At 65.9% G+C, this 17,381-nt stretch carries 16 protein-coding genes; 7 read left to right on the top strand and 9 right to left on the bottom strand.

Annotated features, from left to right (window positions below):
• Nucleotides 1-10: 10 nt before the first annotated feature.
• Entirely contained in the window at nucleotides 11-2,875 is a 2,865-nt protein-coding gene (uvrA, locus tag E8M84_RS15450) for an excinuclease ABC subunit UvrA (protein ID WP_137112112.1), read from the bottom strand.
• A gap of 160 nt (nucleotides 2,876-3,035) precedes the next feature.
• Here uvrA and E8M84_RS15445 point away from each other — a divergent pair, with 160 nt between their 5' ends.
• Nucleotides 3,036-3,395, top strand: a complete 360-nt coding sequence (locus E8M84_RS15445; protein ID WP_137112111.1) for a rhodanese-like domain-containing protein — start codon at nucleotides 3,036-3,038, stop codon at nucleotides 3,393-3,395.
• Here E8M84_RS15445 and E8M84_RS15440 read toward each other — a convergent pair.
• On the bottom strand, nucleotides 3,389-4,549 hold the full coding sequence (locus tag E8M84_RS15440; protein WP_137112110.1) for an MFS transporter: 1,161 nt from the start codon (nucleotides 4,547-4,549) through the stop codon (nucleotides 3,389-3,391). The genes E8M84_RS15445 and E8M84_RS15440 overlap by 7 nt on opposite strands.
• Nucleotides 4,550-4,769: 220 nt before the next feature.
• On the opposite strand from E8M84_RS15440, the gene E8M84_RS15435 reads away from it, so the two are divergent.
• Nucleotides 4,770-5,237: a DUF6647 family protein gene (locus E8M84_RS15435; protein ID WP_137112109.1), complete on the top strand. Its 468-nt coding sequence runs from the start codon at nucleotides 4,770-4,772 to the stop codon at nucleotides 5,235-5,237.
• A gap of 74 nt (nucleotides 5,238-5,311) precedes the next feature.
• Here the strand turns inward: E8M84_RS15435 and E8M84_RS15430 are convergent, their stop codons facing one another.
• Nucleotides 5,312-5,869 carry a class I SAM-dependent methyltransferase gene (locus tag E8M84_RS15430; RefSeq protein WP_137112108.1) on the bottom strand — a complete coding sequence of 186 codons (558 nt, stop codon included), beginning with the start codon at nucleotides 5,867-5,869 and terminating at the stop codon, nucleotides 5,312-5,314.
• Between the two features lie 155 nt (nucleotides 5,870-6,024).
• Between E8M84_RS15430 and E8M84_RS15425 the strand changes: the two genes are divergently transcribed.
• A complete protein-coding gene (locus tag E8M84_RS15425; protein WP_137112107.1) occupies nucleotides 6,025-6,384 on the top strand; it encodes a DUF6152 family protein in 360 nt (119 codons plus the stop codon).
• Between the two features lie 2 nt (nucleotides 6,385-6,386).
• Nucleotides 6,387-6,809, top strand: a complete 423-nt coding sequence (locus E8M84_RS15420; protein WP_240790413.1) for a hypothetical protein — start codon at nucleotides 6,387-6,389, stop codon at nucleotides 6,807-6,809.
• On the opposite strand, the gene lpdA is transcribed toward E8M84_RS15420, so the two are convergent.
• The 4 genes from lpdA to E8M84_RS15400 all read right to left on the bottom strand — a co-directional run bounded on the left by lpdA (nucleotide 6,810) and on the right by E8M84_RS15400 (nucleotide 10,545).
• Nucleotides 6,810-8,207 (bottom strand): dihydrolipoyl dehydrogenase, encoded by a 1,398-nt coding sequence (gene lpdA, locus E8M84_RS15415; protein WP_137112105.1) that lies wholly within the window; start codon nucleotides 8,205-8,207, stop codon nucleotides 6,810-6,812. It lies immediately after the preceding gene.
• A 76-nt stretch (nucleotides 8,208-8,283) separates the two neighbouring features.
• Nucleotides 8,284-8,868 carry a DUF924 family protein gene (locus E8M84_RS15410; RefSeq protein ID WP_137112104.1) on the bottom strand — a complete coding sequence of 195 codons (585 nt, stop codon included), beginning with the start codon at nucleotides 8,866-8,868 and terminating at the stop codon, nucleotides 8,284-8,286.
• A 62-nt stretch (nucleotides 8,869-8,930) separates the two neighbouring features.
• A complete protein-coding gene (locus E8M84_RS15405) occupies nucleotides 8,931-10,181 on the bottom strand; it encodes an MFS transporter (protein ID WP_137112103.1) in 1,251 nt (416 codons plus the stop codon).
• A 13-nt stretch (nucleotides 10,182-10,194) separates the two neighbouring features.
• Entirely contained in the window at nucleotides 10,195-10,545 is a 351-nt protein-coding gene (locus E8M84_RS15400; protein WP_137112102.1) for a DUF3147 family protein, read from the bottom strand.
• 152 nt (nucleotides 10,546-10,697) lie between these two features.
• Here E8M84_RS15400 and E8M84_RS15395 point away from each other — a divergent pair, with 152 nt between their 5' ends.
• Nucleotides 10,698-11,426 carry a GNAT family N-acetyltransferase gene (locus tag E8M84_RS15395; protein WP_137112101.1) on the top strand — a complete coding sequence of 243 codons (729 nt, stop codon included), beginning with the start codon at nucleotides 10,698-10,700 and terminating at the stop codon, nucleotides 11,424-11,426.
• On the opposite strand, the gene queA is transcribed toward E8M84_RS15395, so the two are convergent.
• The gene (gene queA, locus E8M84_RS15390; RefSeq protein ID WP_137112100.1) at nucleotides 11,416-12,456 is read right to left on the bottom strand and encodes a tRNA preQ1(34) S-adenosylmethionine ribosyltransferase-isomerase QueA; all 1,041 of its coding nucleotides are present in this window, start codon (nucleotides 12,454-12,456) and stop codon (nucleotides 11,416-11,418) included. The two genes, E8M84_RS15395 and queA, sit on opposite strands and share 11 nt — an antisense overlap.
• Entirely contained in the window at nucleotides 12,453-15,878 is a 3,426-nt protein-coding gene (locus E8M84_RS15385; RefSeq protein ID WP_137112099.1) for an AsmA-like C-terminal region-containing protein, read from the bottom strand. The genes queA and E8M84_RS15385 overlap by 4 nt, the downstream gene beginning before the upstream one ends.
• Before the next feature lie 156 nt (nucleotides 15,879-16,034).
• Between E8M84_RS15385 and E8M84_RS15380 the strand changes: the two genes are divergently transcribed.
• Together E8M84_RS15380 and E8M84_RS15375 are read left to right on the top strand one after the other, a co-directional pair.
• Nucleotides 16,035-16,499 carry a peroxiredoxin gene (locus E8M84_RS15380; RefSeq protein WP_137112098.1) on the top strand — a complete coding sequence of 155 codons (465 nt, stop codon included), beginning with the start codon at nucleotides 16,035-16,037 and terminating at the stop codon, nucleotides 16,497-16,499.
• 66 nt (nucleotides 16,500-16,565) lie between these two features.
• On the top strand, nucleotides 16,566-17,381 hold the full coding sequence (locus E8M84_RS15375) for a ferritin-like domain-containing protein (protein WP_137112097.1): 816 nt from the start codon (nucleotides 16,566-16,568) through the stop codon (nucleotides 17,379-17,381).

The raw sequence follows: 17,381 nt of genomic DNA, 5'->3' as shown, positions 1-17,381 counted from the left end.
GTGTCCGGCCTTACTCGGCAGCCAGACGGCGCGGTTTCAGGAGGTCCTTGAGGTAGCGGCCGGTGTGGCTGCCCTCGACCTTTACCACGTCCTCGGGCGTGCCGGTGGCCACGATCTCGCCCCCGCCATCGCCGCCTTCGGGGCCGATGTCGATCACCCAGTCGGCGGTCTTGACCACGTCCAGATTGTGCTCGATCACCACCACCGTATTCCCCTGTTCCACAAGGGAATGAAGCACTTCCAGAAGCTTCCTCACGTCCTCGAAATGCAGGCCAGTGGTCGGCTCATCGAGGATATACAGCGTCCGCCCGGTGGCGCGGCGGCTGAGTTCCTTCGAGAGCTTCACCCGTTGCGCCTCGCCGCCTGACAGCGTCGTCGCCTGCTGGCCGACCTTGATATAGCCAAGGCCCACCTCGCTCAGCGCTTCCATCTTCTCGCGGATCGCCGGGACTGCCTGGAAGAACTCGCGGGCATCTTCGCATGTCATGTCAAGAACGTCGGCGATGCTTTTGTTCTTGAACTTGATTTCCAAGGTTTCGCGGTTGTAGCGGTGGCCCTTGCAGGTCTCGCAGGTCACGTAGACATCCGGTAGGAAGTTCATCTCGATCTTGAGGACGCCATCGCCCTGGCAGGCCTCACAGCGGCCGCCCTTGACGTTGAAGCTGAACCGCCCCGGTCCGTAGCCCCGCGCCTTGGATTCGGGCAGTCCGGCAAACCAGTCGCGGATCGGGGTGAAAGCGCCGGTGTAGGTCGCGGGGTTCGACCGGGGGGTCCGACCGATCGGCCGCTGGTCGATGTCGATCACCTTGTCGAGGTGTTCGAACCCCTTGATCGTCTCGCAAGGCGCCGGGGTTTCGTGGGCACCGTTCAGGCGCATGGCGGCGGTCTTGAACAGCGTCTCGATGGTGAGCGAGGACTTTCCGCCCCCCGACACGCCCGTCACGCAGACGAACTTGCCCAAGGGGAACTCGGCCGTGACGTTCTTGAGGTTGTTGCCCGTGGCGCCAACCACGGTCAGTGTCTTGCCGTTGCCTTTCCGCCGCGTCTTCGGCACGGAAATCTCCCGCGCGCCAGAGAGGTACTGGCCCGTGAGGCTCGCCGGATCGGCCGCCACTTCGGCAGGTGTCCCATGGCTGACCACCACCCCGCCATGCACCCCAGCCCCCGGCCCCATGTCGAAGACATAATCCGCCTCGCGGATCGCGTCCTCGTCATGTTCGACCACCAGCACCGTATTCCCCGCGTCGCGGAGGTTCTTCAGCGTGGTCAGGAGCCGGTCATTGTCGCGCTGGTGGAGGCCGATGGAGGGCTCGTCCAGCACATAGAGCACCCCGGTCAGGCCGCTGCCGATCTGGGACGCCAGACGAATCCGCTGCGATTCCCCGCCGGACAGCGTACCCGCCGCGCGGCTCATCGTCAGATAGTTCAGGCCGACATTCACAAGGAATCCAAGGCGTTCGCGGATTTCCTTCAGGATGGCCCGCGCGATTTCGTTCTGCTGTTTCGTCAGTGTGCCGGCCACACCTTCCACCCAGGCGAAGGCCTCGGTGATCGACATCTGCACCACCTGCCCGATGTGCAGCCCGGCGATCTTGACCGCCAGCGCCTCGGGCTTCAGGCGATAGCCGCCACAGGCCCCGCAGGCGCGGTTAGACTGATAGCGCTCCATCTCCTCGCGGCTCCAGGCGCTGTCGGTCTCGCGGTATCTGCGTTCCATGTTGGGAATGATCCCCTCATAGACCCGCTTCACCTGATAGACCCGCCCGCCCTCGTCATAGCGGAACTCGATCTCCTCGCCTTTCGAGCCGCGCAGGAACAGGTCCTTCACCGTGTCAGGCAGGTCCTTCCACTTGGCTTTCAGATTGAAGCCATAGTGCTTGGACAGCGCCTCCATCGTCTGGGTCAGGTAGGGCGATTTCGACTTGGCCCATGGCGCGATAGCGCCTTGCATCAGGGTCAGGTTCTGGTCGGGCACGACGAGGCGTTCGTCGAAGAACAGCTCCATCCCCAGCCCGTCGCAGACCGGGCAGGCGCCGAAGGGCGCGTTGAAGGAGAAGAGCCGCGGTTCGATCTCGGCGATGGTGAAGCCGCTGACCGGGCAGGCGAATTTCTCGGAATAGGTGATGCGGGTGGGCTCCGCGCCCTCGGCGACATCGGCCAGCTCGATGACCGCAATCCCGTCAGCAAGGTTCAGCGCGGTGCGGAAGCTGTCGGCCAGCCGCGTCTCGATGCCTTCCCGCACGACGATCCGGTCCACCACAACGTCGATGTTGTGGCGGAACTTCTTGTCGAGCGTCGGGGGTTCCTCCAATTCGTAGAAGGCCCCGTTGACCTTGACGCGCTGGAAGCCTTGCTTCCGAAGCTCCAGGAACTCTTTCTTGTACTCACCCTTGCGGTCCCGGATGATCGGGGCCAGCAGATAGGCCCGCGTCCCCTCTTCCATCGCCATCACGGCATCGACCATGTCCTGCACCTGCATCGCCGTGATCGGCAGGCCGGTCGCGGGGGAGTACGGCGTACCGACCCGGGCGAACAAGAGGCGCAGGTAGTCGTAGATCTCGGTCACCGTCCCGACGGTCGACCGAGGGTTCTTCGAGGTGGTCTTCTGCTCGATGGAAATCGCCGGGGACAGGCCCGAGATGTGGTCAACATCCGGCTTGCCCATCATGTCGAGGAACTGGCGCGCATAGGCCGAAAGCGACTCGACATAGCGCCGCTGGCCTTCGGCATAGATCGTGTCGAAGGCGAGGGACGACTTGCCCGACCCCGACAGCCCGGTGATCACCACCAGCTGATCGCGCGGGATCGCGACATCCACGCCCTTCAGGTTATGTTCGCGCGCGCCGCGCACTTCGATGAACTTCTGTTCGGCCATGACCTGTCCCTTGGACCAGCAGGCGCAAGACATAGGTCACTTTTGATGAGTCTCCAACCCGAAAGTGTGAACGTATCATGAACAATACAGCCGGATCAGCCGGGCTTTACTTTATCATCTTCCAAGCTATATAGGTTTTATCAACCAAACGAGGTCTCCCATGTTCTCTGCCTTCCGCTCTGCACCTTCTGCCGCCCGCCCCAGCGTGACCGAGGTGGCCGAACTGGTCGCCGAGGAACGGATGATCCTGATTGATGTCCGTGAGGTCGCCGAAGCCAAGGCTTCGGGCGTGGCCAAGGGTGCAAGACTGATCCCGCTGTCGCTTCTGGGCCTCAAGGCCGATCCCAAGCACTCGGATTGCGAGCTGCCGCATGGGCTGCCCATCGCGGTCTATTGCGCTTCCGGCGGGCGGTCGGGAATGGCGGCTGACGTGCTGACCCGGCTGGGCTATGGCCCAGTCCACAACCTTGGCGGCCTGCGCGACTGGGCGGCGGGCGGCGGGGCTGTCGTCGCCTACTGAGGCACCGCTTCGCGGCGGGCCTTTTGCAGGGCGTGGATCGCTATCCCCAGCCCGCACAGGATGACCGCCGCCACCACAAGACCCGTAGGGCCCGCGCTAGCCAGCAGTGCCGCGAGAACCGGGGTCCCGGTTGTCGTGCCAAGGTTCCCAAGCTGCGCCACCGCCCCGGCGGCCCGCGCGCGGTCTTCGGGCGTCGCGTTCAGTTCGGGGATCGAGGCGAAGCTGGCGCCCTGAACGATGCCAAGCGCGGCAGAGAGCAGGAACCCACCCGCCACCATTCCGGCGCCCTGCCCCCATGTCAGCCAAAGCAGCAGAAAGCCCGGGATCGCCACCGCATAGCCCGCCTGTACCAGCCGGACGGCGGACATGCGGCCAAGAAGCCGCACCCCCAGCGTCAGTGAGACGGCTATGGAAACCAGCGGCATCCCGGCGGCGATCAGGGCGCGGTGGCTCTCGGGCGTCTCGGGCGGGAGGAGCGTCAGGACCGCGACATAGAGGAAGGTGTAGCAGCAGAACCCCATCGCCGGGGCGGCGAGGCGGGGGGAGAGGTAGATCGCCGCGTGCTGGGAAAGAAGGTTGCCCATCGGCAGGGCCTGCCCGCGCGGGTCGGGCGGCAGGGTCAGGGCCAAGATGACGGCGAGGGCGGCCATGTAACCGGCGTGGCCGAGGAAGAGGCCGGTCGGCGTCGCATGGGGACCGATCACGGCCAGGATCGTGTAGGTCACGCCAAAGAAGGACGACCAGAGGGTCATCGCCAGCGGTCTTCGGTGCTCTGGGGCCAAGGCCGCGATCATCGTAGGGCCGACAACGACGATGGACAGGTGGGATGCGCCCTCGATGATACGGGAGGCGAGCATCAGGGGATAGGCGGGCATCAGGCTTTGAAGGGCGGACATCGCAGCCCCGGCGGCCAGCGCGGCGACGATGGCGCGGCGGGGGCCGATGAGGGCGACCAGCAGTCCGGCGGTCGTCCCGAAGATCAGGCCAACCATGCCGACGATCGAGACGACGAGGCCGAGGGCGACCTCTCCGTTGCCACCGTAGGAGGCGCGGAGGTCCTCATAAAGGATCGAGATCTTTCCGAACTGGGCGGCGGCCCCCAGGCCAGCGGCCCAGAGGAGGACGACGACGAGCATGGGGGGAAGCGGGCGCATTCCGGATTGGTAGCCCGTTTGGGGATGGGATACCAGAGGGCCGTCCACGGTGGCAGAAACCCCGTCATTCAATGATTCCAGACACTTGCTTGCGCGCGTCAGGAGAGTCTCAACATCCGGATTTTCGCTTTCCGGCCAGGCGGCACCCACGTCACAAAACGTGGCTGCACAGCTTCATGTCAGGCTTGCAAAGTTTTCATGAAGCTGCAGCATGGGTTTCATGAAGCCCCTTGCTGCCATCCTGCTTCTGGCCCCCGTCCTGCTGGCCCCATCGGTCCGGGCCGCGGACCTGTGCCCGCTGGTGGCCAAGCTGAATCTTGCGCTGGTCGATACCACGGACTACCAGCCGGTCCCCTGCCCCGAGATCGGCTTTGCGGCACTGGAGGGTCTGCCGGGAATGCGCTCTCAGGCCGGGGCCTATTTCCCCGAGACCGGGCGGATCGAGCTGGCCCCGGACCTGGACCTGACCACGGCCTATGGGCAAAGCTTCCTGTTGCACGAAATGGTCTACGCCGCCCAGTTCGCCGAGGGGGCGGACAGCCGCGCGCCCTGCCCAGCCGCGCTGGAGGCCGAGGCCTATCGGGTGCAGGCACAGTTCCTGCACGAGGCAGGGCTGGTGCGGGATGCGCTGTTCACGCGGATGCTGGGCGACCAGTTGGGGAGTTGCGGGGAGCCACCGGATTACTAACGGGCCGCTCCTCGTCGACTTCGTCGCTCCTCGCTGCGCTCTCCGACGCAACGCCGAAGGCGCAGGAGGAGGCGTCAGTCCTTCTGCGCCATCGCCCAGGCAACGACCGGAAACTCGGGGTCATTGGTCAGGTCGTCGTCGTCGCGCAAGACGGGCGGCCAGGGGACCTCAAGATTGCGCTGCGCGACGTGGCGGTTGCCCCATTGGAAGGACTGCACCCGGTCCGCCTCGAACCCAGCCTCGACCAGCAGGTTCTTCAGCCCCCGCGCAGTCCAGCGCGAACAGTCGACTGGGGCGCCGTGGAACGGCGCGAAGAACGGGACCGCGACCCAGAACCAGCCGCCCTTGCGCAGCATCCGGTAGATGTTGCGCGTCGCGGCATAGGGGCGATCCAGATGTTCCCACACCTGGTTGGCGAGGATCAGGTCAAAGCGGATGACCTTGCCGTTGCCATCCAGCATCGGCCCCTTGCAGGGATCGAATTTCCAGCGGTTCAGCGCCTGATAGCTGCGGAAGGGGAAGGACTCGCCCCACTTCCCCGACAGTTCCAGCACGTCCAGCCGTTCGGGGCCAAGACCAGAGATCCAGTCCCGGCTTTCCTTCTGCATCACCACCCGGTTCAGTGAGCGCATTCGTCGGCCATGCCCTGGATACCCGGCCCACCGATACGACATTCCGGATCAGCGGCCAATCCCCGGCCGCAGCGACCCGTCACGCGGTTGTGACGTGGGACGCGGCGACATCCCGCACTACCTTTGACGGGACCCCAGCACGGAAGGACCCCGCCATGCTCAGCCGACGCCTGCTTCTCGCTGCAATCCTGACCCTGGCCACCCCTGCCCTTGCCCATCACGGCTGGCGCTGGACCGACGATGGCGAGTTCGAGTTGAGCGGGATCGTCACCGCCGCCGAGTTGGGCAATCCGCACGGCCTGCTGACCGTGGACGCGGCAGGAGAGGTCTGGACGGTCGAGGTCGGCCAGCCCTGGCGGAACGATCAGGCAGGGATAACTGATGACATGCTGGCCCCGGGGGTCGAGATCGTGGCGCGTGGCCACCGCTCGGCTGATCCCGCGCAGCTGGTGATGAAGGCGGAACGGCTGATCCTGGGCGGCGTGACCTACGATCTTTACCCTGACCGGTCGTGACTTTGATCGAGACCCTGGAAGCGAGCACCCTGGCCGAGCATCTGCGCAGGTCGCGCTGGACTTATCCGCTGGTCAGTTCGGGGCATATCGCGGGAATCGCGCTTCTGTTCGGGACGGTGGTGCCGATGGCGGTGACCTCGCTTGGCGACCGCCGGGCCGGAAGGGCGACGATCCGCGCGCTGAGACCCTATGCCGTGTCCGGGCTGGTGCTGGCGGCGGGCTGTGGTGCGCTGCTGTTCATCGCCCAGGCCGGGGATTATGTCGGCAACCGCTGGTTCCAGGCCAAGCTGGCGCTGATTGCCCTGGCCCTGGCCAATGCCGCCTGGCACCTGCGGGCCGGGGAACTTTCCGCCCCGGCGGCGCTGGCCTCGCTTCTGCTGTGGAGCGCGGCGCTGGTCGCGGGGCGGATGATCGGCTTCAGCTGACTAGATGTGCAGCGCGCGTCCGTAGGCGTCGAGCACGGCTTCGTGCATCATTTCAGACAGGGTCGGGTGCGGGAAGACGGTGTTCATCAGGTCTTCCTCGGTCGTCTCAAGGCTGCGGCCGACGACATAGCCCTGGATCAGCTCGGTCACTTCCGCGCCAACCATGTGGGCGCCCAGAAGCTCCCCCGTATTAGCGTCGAAGACGGTCTTTATCATGCCTTCGCTTTCACCCAGAGCGATGGCCTTGCCATTGCCGAGAAAGGGGAAACGGCCGACCTTCACCGTATAGCCAGCCTCTTTCGCCTTGGCTTCCGTCAGGCCGACGCTGGCGACCTGCGGATGGCAATAGGTGCAGCCCGCGATGGAGTTCGGCTTGATCGGATGCGGATGGCCGCCCGCGATCAGTTCGGCAACCATAACGCCCTCATGGCTTGCCTTGTGCGCAAGCCAGGGCGCGCCGGCGATGTCGCCGATGGCATAAAGACCCTCGACGCCAGTGCGGCAGTATTCGTCCGTGACGACATGGGTGCGGTCGATCTTCACGCCCAGGGCTTCGAGGCCGAGGTTTTCGACGTTGCCGACGATGCCCACGGCAGAGATGACGGTGTCAAACTCCTGCGTGGTGACTTTCCCGTCCTGCTCGATATGGGCAGTCACACCGACGCCCGGCTTGCGGTCCAGCTTCTTGACCGCGGCCTTTTCCAGGATCTTCATCCCCTGCTTGACGAAGGACTTCTTGGCGAAGGCGGAGATTTCGGCGTCTTCCACCGGCAGGATGCGGTCCATCACTTCGACAACCGTGGTATCGGCGCCCAAGGTGTTGAAGAAACTGGCGAATTCGATGCCGATGGCGCCCGAGCCGATCACCAGCAGCTTCTTCGGCATCCGCGCGGCGACGAGGGCATGCTTGTAGGACCAGACGAGATCGCCGTCCGCCTCCAGCCCCGGCAGTTCCCGCGCCCGCGCACCGGTGGCGAGGATGATCGACTTCGCGGTCAGCTCTTCCGTGCCCTTGTCGGTCTTGACCGAAACGGTGCCCTTCTTCGGCAGGGTGGCCGCGCCCATGAAGACGGTAACCTTGTTCTTCTTCATCAGATGGCCGATGCCGCCCGACAGCTGCTTCGCGACGGCGCGAGACCGCGCCACAACGGCGGGCAGGTCGTAGCCGATGCCTTGCGCGGAAAGGCCGAATTCCTTGGCGCGATGCATCAGGTGGAAGACCTCGGCACTGCGGAGAAGCGCCTTGGTCGGGATGCAACCCCAGTTGAGGCAGATGCCGCCCAGGTGTTCCCGTTCGACGATGGCGACCTTCTGGCCAAGCTGGCTGGCACGGATGGCGGCAACATAGCCCCCCGGTCCGGCACCGATCACGATTACGTCGAAGCTTTGGGCAGCCATCTTTCCCTCCTCCAGAAAAAGTAGTTTGCCATTAAACTATCTGAAATCCTCAAGCAACACTGGCCTTGCCGTGGCCCTATGCACCGGATGCATGGCTTTTCAGCCGGTTGACGACGGCCATGTAGCCCCCGTCAGCGAGGTAAGTCTGTTCCTCGGCACTGCTGGCCCGCCCCAGCGCCTCGTTGCGGGTCGGAAAGCGGCCAAAGCGGGCGATGACCTCTTGATGCGCGCGGGCGTGCAGCGCCATTTCGGGATCCGAGGCCAGCCGTTCGGTCAGAAGCTGCACCGACAGAGCCTGATCGGCGGGGTCCTCGGAATGCTCGAACGGCATGTAGAAGAACTGGCGTTCGGGTTCCGGGGCGTTCATGTCCCAGCCCGCCTCAAGCGCCTTGCGGGCGGCGGCCCGGGCGCGGGCGTCGGTGGCGAAGGCGAGCGCGGTGCCGCGATGGATGTTGCGCGGGATCTGGTCGGTCAGGATCAGGTAGGCCAGCGTGCCCACGGTGCCGTCGACCCAATGGTCGAGGCCTCCGTCATGGGCGGCTTGCCAGAGATCCTCGAACCGATCGCGACAGAGAGTGTCGATCTCTTCCCCGCCCGCGTACCAGCCGTCCGGCCCGATCTCATGCAGCCAGAAGTCCAGAAGCTCGATCGGATCGGACATCGGTTTCCTCCCTGCGTCAGGCAAAGCCTTGCAGGGATTGGCCGATATCGCAACCACCGATCTCAGGTGGCGGTCCCGGGCGGGGGATCTTCCTTAACGGCCTCGTCCAGCACGGCCTCGACCGCGAGGGGCGAGGCGCCGGGGGTGACGCCGCGGAACGCGCCGGAGACGGTGGGGGAGGCCCGGCGGGTCATGCGGTAGACCGCGTAACCGGCAAGGGCGGCGTAGAGGATGCCGATGAAGAGAAAGAAGCCCGAGGGGCCGATCTGCTCCATCACCCAGCCGGTCGAGGTGGGTCCGAAGATCGCGCCAAAACCGTTGAGGAAGATGAGACCGGCCGAGGCGCCCGCCATCTGTTCGCGCGACAGGAAGTCGTTCGTGTAGGCGATGAGCAGCGCATAGACCGGGTTGGTGATGCCGCCAAGGATCAGGGCGACGCCGACATAGGCCGGGAAGGGCAAGGGAACGAAGGCCGCAAGGGTCATGACAACCGCTGCAACGGCCGATAGACCCATGATGAGCGTCCGGCGGTCCATCCGGTCCGAGGCCCAGCCGATCGGGTACTGCAGGACCAGGCCGCCGACATAAAGCGCACCGACGAAGATCGAGATCTGACCCAGCGTCAGTCCCTCTTGCGCGCCCCAGACCGAGGCCATGCCGAACATCGCCGAGAAGACGCCGCCGGTCAGCAGCATCCCGACGCAGCCGAGCGGGGAGATTGTGAAGAGCCGTCGGAAGGAAAGGCGGCGGGTGGAATCGAAGGCGGGCGCGGGCGTGGGGGCAAGGAGGATCGGCATGAAGGCCAGCGACACCAGCACGGAAGGCAGGATGAACAAGGCAAAGCCCGAGGGGTCGGGCAGGTTCAGCAGCACCTGGGAGGCGATGATGCCGATCATCTGCACGATCATGTAGGCCGACAACGCCTGGCCGCGGGTGTCATTGCTGGCGGTGTTGTTGATCCAGCTTTCGGCGGTGATGTAGATGCCGGAAAAGCAGAAGCCCGCGAAGACGCGCAGCAGGGTCCAGATGACCCAGTCCGGGTAGACCGGATAGATCACCAGAATCGCCGAAATCAGCGAGCCGAGGGCGGCAAAGACCCGGACATGGCCCACCCGGCGGATCATCCGGGGCGCAGCCCAGGAGCCGAAGAGGAAGCCCAGGAAATAGGCGGCCATCACATAGGACAGCTGATAGGTCGTGAAGCCCTCGATATTGCCGCGGATGCCCAGAAGCGTGCCCTGGATGCCGTTGCCGACCATCAGAAGCATGACGCCCATCAAGAGCGGCCAGGATTGGGTGAGAACCTTCAGCATGGGCGGAGCCTTTTCAGAGCGGAAGGTTGAAGCGGGGTGCCAGCCACATCAGACCGAAGTACAGCGCGACCGTCAGGGCGCAGCCAAGCGACAGCGCGGGCCAAAAGCCGACATCCTGCCGCATCAGCCAGGGCACCAGCAGAAACATCGGCAGCGAAGGCAGGACATACCAGAACGTCGCCTCGGAATGCGAGGCGATCCGGGCGCCGTCGCGCGTATCGTTCCAGAGCCAGATCATCCCCAGGATCGACACCAGGGGCAGTGACGCCACCAGCGCGGCAAAGCCGGGACTGCGCAGGGCGATCTGGGAAATCGCCGCGATGAGAAGCCCGGAGAGGATGGCCTTGACGGCAAGGTAGCTCATGCTTCGTCCTTTCCCTGCTTTGTCCTGTTCCCTGCCCGAACTCCCCCGCTCTGGCAAGCCGCACGCGATTGTTTCCGGTTTGGCCTGTTGAAATCCCCAACCGCCTTCCCATCTGCGGGATCATAGTAAATCAGCATTCTTCTGGAGGACGTATGGCACGGCACGGCAACGATCTTCGCAAACGATTTGACGGTGTCCTGGATGCGCGCGAGTTGGAAGAAGCCCGCGTCGTTGGTGCCGATCTTGCCTATTGTCCGCTCCAGCAGGGCTGGGTCCACTATGTCCCGGAGGAGGACGAAGACCTCGCCGCGCCACTCTCTTGGCAGGTGGGCGCAATTCCGCTGCACAAGCAGATCGGTGGCACGCCGGTCTACCACAAGGACCCCGCACTGACCCTGCGGGTCTGGGTCGAGGATGACCTGGCCGTCTATCGCGCCCTGATGTCCGACCCCGGCCTTTGGACCTGGATGTTGGAGGATCGGCCCGCGGCCCTCAATGACGACACGGCGCGGGCCCTGATCGCGCTGTCGACCGAAGGCGGCCATCACAAGGTCCGGGTCGCGACGCTGGGCGGCCAGCCCATCGGCCAGGTCCGCCTGGAATATGGCGTGACGCCCGACACGGGCGAGTTGAGTTACTGGATCGGCGCAGCCCATCGCGGCAAGGGGCTGGGACGGCAGATGGTGCAGCGGTTCCTGGATCGGCTGGCCCTTCGCAAGCCGCAGATCACCCGGATCACCGCGCGCGTGCACCCCGAAAACCGGGCCTCGGCACGGCTGCTTCTGTCCTGCGGCTTCAAGGCCTGCGACCGGGCGGCGCTGGACCTTGCCCCGCGCGGGCGGGACCGGGGCGACTGGCAGGGCTTCGTCTTCACCCGTTAGGGATCAGAAGCGAGCTGTCGCCATAGCTGAAGAAGCGATACCCTTCGCGGATCGCATGGGCATAGATTTCGCGGATGCGCGCCTCGCCCATCAGGGCCGAGACCAGCATCACCAGCGTCGATTTCGGCAGGTGGAAGTTGGTCATCAGCGCATCGGTGACCCGGAAACGATAGCCGGGATAGATGAAGATGTCGGTCGCGGCCTCATAGGGGTGCAGGACGCCCTCCTCGTCGGCCGCACTTTCGATCAGGCGGAGCGCGGTGGTGCCGACCGGGATTACCCGGCCCCCTGCCCGTTTGGTCGCGTTGATCTCCTCGGCCGCGGCCGCCGAGACCCGGCCCCATTCGGCGTGCATCCGGTGGGTGGTCACGTCCTGAACCTTGACCGGCAGGAAGGTTCCCGCGCCGACATGCAGGGTGACTTCGGTGAACTCGACCCCTTTGGCGGCAAGGGTCTTGAGAAGATCCTCGTCGAAATGCAGCGAGGCGGTCGGCGCGGCAACGGCCCCGGCATGGCGGGCAAAGACCGTCTGGTAGTCGGTGCGGTCCTGGTCATCCGCCGCGCGCTTGGCGGCGATATAGGGCGGCAGCGGCATCACGCCTGCCTCGGCCAAGGCGGCATCGAAATCCTCGCCGGTCAGGTCGAAGGCCAGCGTCAGGTCGGTTTCCGTCTTCTCGGCCACGGTGGCAGACAGACGGTCAGAGAAGCGGATCACCTCGCCCGGCTGGACCTTCCGCAGGGGCTTGGCCAGGGCGCGCCAGCCCCTGGGCTGGGGTTCCAGAAGCGTGACCTCGACCTTCGCTACGGCCTCGCCGCGCTGGCGGGTGCCGAAGAGGCGCGCGGGCAGGACCCTGGTGTTGTTCAGGACCAGACGGTCGCCGGGACGGAAGATGTCCACCAGATCGGAGACATGCCGGTCGCTGATCCGGTCGCCCTCGGCCAGCAGCAGCCGCGCCGACGTGCGGGGCCGGGCCGGCCGAGTGGCGATCAGGCCCTCCGGCAGGTCAAAGTCGAAATCGTCCAGCTTCATCCGCCCGTATCCCCTTCGGCGTCCTTCAGGTTCGGCGGGCGCTGGCGGAACAGTTCGCGGAACATGCCCGGGGTCAGCACCGACAGCGGGTTGACCGACACATTGGGATCGGCGGTCGTCCCGGTCAGCCGGTAGTTGAAGCCGAAGAGCCCCTCGCCGCGCCGTGTCAGGATCTGTCCCACCCCGTTCACCAGATAGATCGGCGAGATCACCCCCTGAAGGTCGATCCGCCCGCTGCCGGTCAGATAGAGGCCTGCAAAGGAAATGCCAAGCGAGGCCCCGACCGCCGAACCTTGCGTGATCTCGACGGCCTTCGGCGACAGGATGAACGAGACTTCGCCGTTGTTGAAGGCAAGGCCTTCGCCGTTCATCTGTTCCAGCAGGCCCACGACAGATACCGCGGACAAAAGCTCGGCCAGTGCGGGCGCACCTTGCACGCGCAGGCGGGTGAAGGTCGCCTTGCCGCTGTATTCGCCCTTGGGACCGCGCGGAACCATCGTCATGTCCAAGGTCCCGCCGCGCCCCTGATCGAAGATGCCTGCCGCGGCCATCACCGCGCCTGCGTTCTGCGAGGTGATGCGGACGGCGGTGCCAAACTTGGCCGGCGCAGCGACACCCGCGATCTCGGCGCTGCCGTTGACCCCTGCGGTGAAGGTCCCGTTGAACCCGCCATTCGATCCGAAATCGCCGCGGAAGTCGGTCAGCCGGATGCCTTCGGAAATCCGCAGCGCATCAAGGCGAACCCTGATCGGCCCGCCGCCCCCGGCGCCACTGTCGCCTTCGGGCATCCTGCGCATGTCCAGCGTGCCGCCAGTCAGCGCGACATCGACCGCGGCTCCCTTTCCGCGCCCGGTCAGCGTGACGGGGGCGTCCAGCCAGTCGCCCGCGACCACCCGGTCGAATTCGGCCTTGTCGAGCCCGCCGTTCTCCCGCGTGGTGATCCGACCCCGCGCGTCCAGCCCCGCGGCCTTCAGGGTCAGACGCTCCACCACCGGTTGGCGGGACAGCGTCGCCTCCAGGTCAAGCGCGGCCTTGGCCGTGGCCCCCTTCGACCAGCCAAGCGCATCCAGCCGCAGGGCAAGGCCGGTCAGATTCGAGGTCAGGGTCAGCTGCGGGGGTTCGTCCTTGACCATGGCCACGTCAATCGCCGCTGGCCCCTCGCCCCTGACCGATCCGGCGGGCAGTTCGACCCCGAAGTCGCGCAGGACGGCGTCGGACAGCATCACCGTCCCGTTGACCCGGGCGCGTCCCTTCTGTTCCGGCCCGAAGCCCTGCAGGTAGGTCAGGTCGACGGGCATCAGGTCAAGCTTGCCCTTGCCAGCCAGCTGCAACCCGTCGGTATTGACCGCCACGGCCACCTCCGGCGCGGTCAGGATGCGGCCCGGCACCAGCACGGGCGAGGTGAAGTCGCGGATCGTCCCGGCGACGGTGAAGTTCACCTCTTCGAAGGGGATCTTCGGCTTCATCGGCATCAGGATCGTGGCCTGAAGCTCGGCGCGCCCGTCGCCGAGGTTGTAGGGTTGCCCGGCCTTGGAAAAGAAGCTGAACGGTTCCTGGTCCAGAAGCGACAGCGTGGCGGTCAGGCTGGCCGAAGTGACAAGATCGACCTTGGCCGTCGCCGGGCGCTGGGTGATGTCGAGGATCTGGAAGACGGTCCCGTCCGCCTCGATCCGCCCCCCCTCGGGCGCGATGACATGGCCCTGGTCCAGCGCGACAAGGTAGGTCTTGTTGTCCAGCGTGGAATGGCCGCGCCCGTTCAGGATCGGCGGCAGGGTGCGCACAAAGCGGACCTCGGTATCGAAGAATTCGTAGGACAGGTTGAACTGCGGCTGCCCGCCGGGTTCCAGCCGCAGGGCCGCCTGCACGTCAGTCAGCTGCCCCTGCCCCACGTTGTCGGCAAACCAGACCCGGGTCCTCGGCACGACCGAGACCGGCCAGACCTTCAGAAGCCGCTCGGTCGCGATCTGGTTCAGCGACAGGTCCAGCGCCCCGCCCCAGCCTGCCTCCTCGGCCGCGACCGAGCCGGAGAGGAGGAGGCGTTCGTCGCCTTCGACCAGCGACAACTGGCCGATGTCCATCCGGAACGGGTCTAGGCGCAACCGCAGGTCGAGGGCGCCCTGGTTGAAGCGGACCGGCGCTTCGAACAGGCCCTCGGGGTCGACCATCACCCTGTCGAAGGCGATCTGTGTCTGGATGCTGTCGGGCAGCGCGCCGGGCACCACGGGCGCGCCCAAGGCGTCCAGCAGGTCGCCATGCCCGCGGGCCGTCAGCCGCAGCGAGGCACTTTCGACCGACAGGTTGGCAAGGTCGATCCGGGCGGCGAAGGGATCATAGCTGAGCGAGAGCGAGGCCCTGTCAAAGGCCACAGGTCGCGCACCCCGGCCCGGGGCAAGGCTTCCGGCGCCAAAGCCAAGAGTGCCCGACAGGCTGGCAAAGCTGCCGGCGTCATCCAGCCGCGCCTCCAGCCGGCCCGAGATCGGCGCATCGACGAAGGCCAGGAACGCCAGTGGCGGGGCCATCGCGGCAAGGTCGGTCGCGGCGATGTTGTCGACCTTGGCGGCAAGCCGGGCCGTTTCGGCATCCTTGTCGGACACAAGTGTCAGCACGGCCTGCGCCGGATCGGCCCCGTCCAGCAGCGTCAGCCCCAATTCGGCGGAAATCGCAGTCGCGCCGTTTTCGATGACCAGACGGCCGTCTCCGACCTGCCAGCTGCGCCCGGCGCGGTCGTCGGTCAGGTTCAGGGTCAGGCCTTCGGCCTCGATCGTCTGCAGCGAGGCGAACGTCGGGCTTGCAAACAGCCGTTCCACCGCCGCGAGCACGGCCGCGGCGTCCCTTGGTCCGGCAGCCGGGGTGCGCCCCTCGAACTGCAGGTCGATCCGGCCCGCCGCATCCCGGCGGACGGCGATGCGGGCCCCGGTCAGGCGCACATGGCTGGGTCGGATCTTGCCCGACAGAAGCGAGGTCGGATCGAAGGACAAGGACGCCTCGGGCAGGGTCAGAAGCGACCGGCCCGTGCTGGCGATCAGCCGGATGTCCTGCATCCGGAAGCGCGGGACGAAGTCGCTGTCGACCGCCAGTTCCACCGCGCCAAGCGACAGGGCCGACCCTTTCGGCAACCGCGCGCCGTCAAGGCTTTCGTTCAGCCGCGCCTCGATTTCGGCCACGCTCCAGGTCGGCAGGCGCAGCGTCTTGCCGGTATAGGAGAGCGTCAGATAGCCGAAGGCCAGCGCCATCACGACCAGCGTCACGATCACGGTCAGACTCAGGCGGCCCCGCCTGCGGGGGCGTCTGACCGGCGGTGATGGCGCAATGTCGGACGGGCCGCGCTCTGCCCGGCTCAGGCGCAGCGTCGGCAACCTTGATCGCGGCGGTGCGGCAACGGGGCCGGCCCCGTCTTCCAACCCCGCCGACTGGTCCTGCATCTTCTGCCTTCTGCCTCGCTACCCCGACCTGCCTTGCGGCATGTTCTTTGCCCGCCGTGCCCAACCAGCCCACGACGCATCTTTATCTTTGCGGATCATCCGCTAGATGGAAAGTCACAATCCCTGACACGCCCGCGACCGGGCAAGGAGCCGCGCATGATTTCCCAAGGACAGATCGCCCCCGATTTCACCCTGCCACGCGATGGTGGCGGCACCGTGACGCTGTCGGCTCTGCGACCGGGCAAGGTGGTGCTGTATTTCTACCCCAAGGACGACACGCCCGGCTGCACGCTGGAGGCGCAGGATTTCAACGCCCGTAAGGCCGAGTTCACCGCCGCCGGAACCACGGTGATCGGCCTGTCGAAGGACAGCGTGAAGAGCCATGACAAGTTCTGCAAGAAGCATGGCTTGGACGGGATAATCCTGGCCTCGGACGAGACCGGGACGACCAGCGAGGACTACGGCGTCTGGCTGGAGAAAAGCATGTACGGCAAGACCTACATGGGGATCGAGCGGACGACGGTGCTGATAGACGGGACGGGCAAGGTGGCGCGGGTCTGGAACAAGGTCAGCGTCAAGGGCCATGCCGACGAGGTTCTGGCGGCAGCGCAGGCATTGTGAGATAGGGCCCAAATTCCTTCGAAGGAATTTGCAAAAGTCTTCGAAGACTTTTGGGGGGACAGTGCGATGACGCAAAGCCTGGCGGAAATGGCGGTGGAAGTACTGACCACCGCTGATGGCCGTGCCAAGACCGCGCTCGGTCGCGCCCATGCCGCGCGCTGGTTCGCTGCGCGTGCGGCGGGTCGGCCCCTGCTCATCGGCCAGGCCACCCCGCCCCTGCGCCCGGCCCGGCCCGACCGGCCCGAGCTTCTGGACCCAAGGGACGTCCCGCGCCGCCGCCCCGGTTCCTCCGAAGGCCGCATCGCGCTGCTCCACGCCGTGGCGCATATCGAATTGAACGCGGTCGACCTGCACTGGGACATCATTGCCCGCTTTACCGACCAGCCGATGCCGATGGGATTCTACGACGACTGGGTGAAGTCGGCGGACGAGGAAGCCAAGCATTTCAACCTGATCTGCGACTGTCTTGAAGCGATGGGCAGCCATTACGGCGCCCTGCCCGCCCATGCCGGCATGTGGCGCGCCGCCGAAGATACCGCCACGGACCTTCTGGGCCGCCTTGCCGTCGTGCCCATGGTGCTTGAGGCGCGGGGACTGGATGTGACCCCCGGCATGATCGAGATCTTTCGCAAGCACGGGCAGACCCAGGCGCTGGCCGCGCTTGAGGTGATCTATGCCGAGGAGGTCGCCCATGTGGCCTATGGCTCGAAATGGTTCAACTGGCTGTGCGGCCGGGAGGGCAGCGATCCGAAGGAGGAGTTTCACCGTCTGGTGCGGCGCTATTTCCACGGGTCCCTGAAACCCCCTTTCAACGAGGAAAAGCGCGCCGACGCGGGCCTGCCGCCCGACTTCTACTGGCCGCTGGCCGAAAGCGCGGAGTAA

Origin of the sequence: Rhodobacter sp. SY28-1, assembly GCF_005222785.1 — a bacterium.
Lineage (GTDB): Bacteria > Pseudomonadota > Alphaproteobacteria > Rhodobacterales > Rhodobacteraceae > Tabrizicola.
The sequence above is the reverse complement of the archived record's forward strand: the minus strand, read 5'-3'. Positions and strand labels throughout refer to the sequence as shown.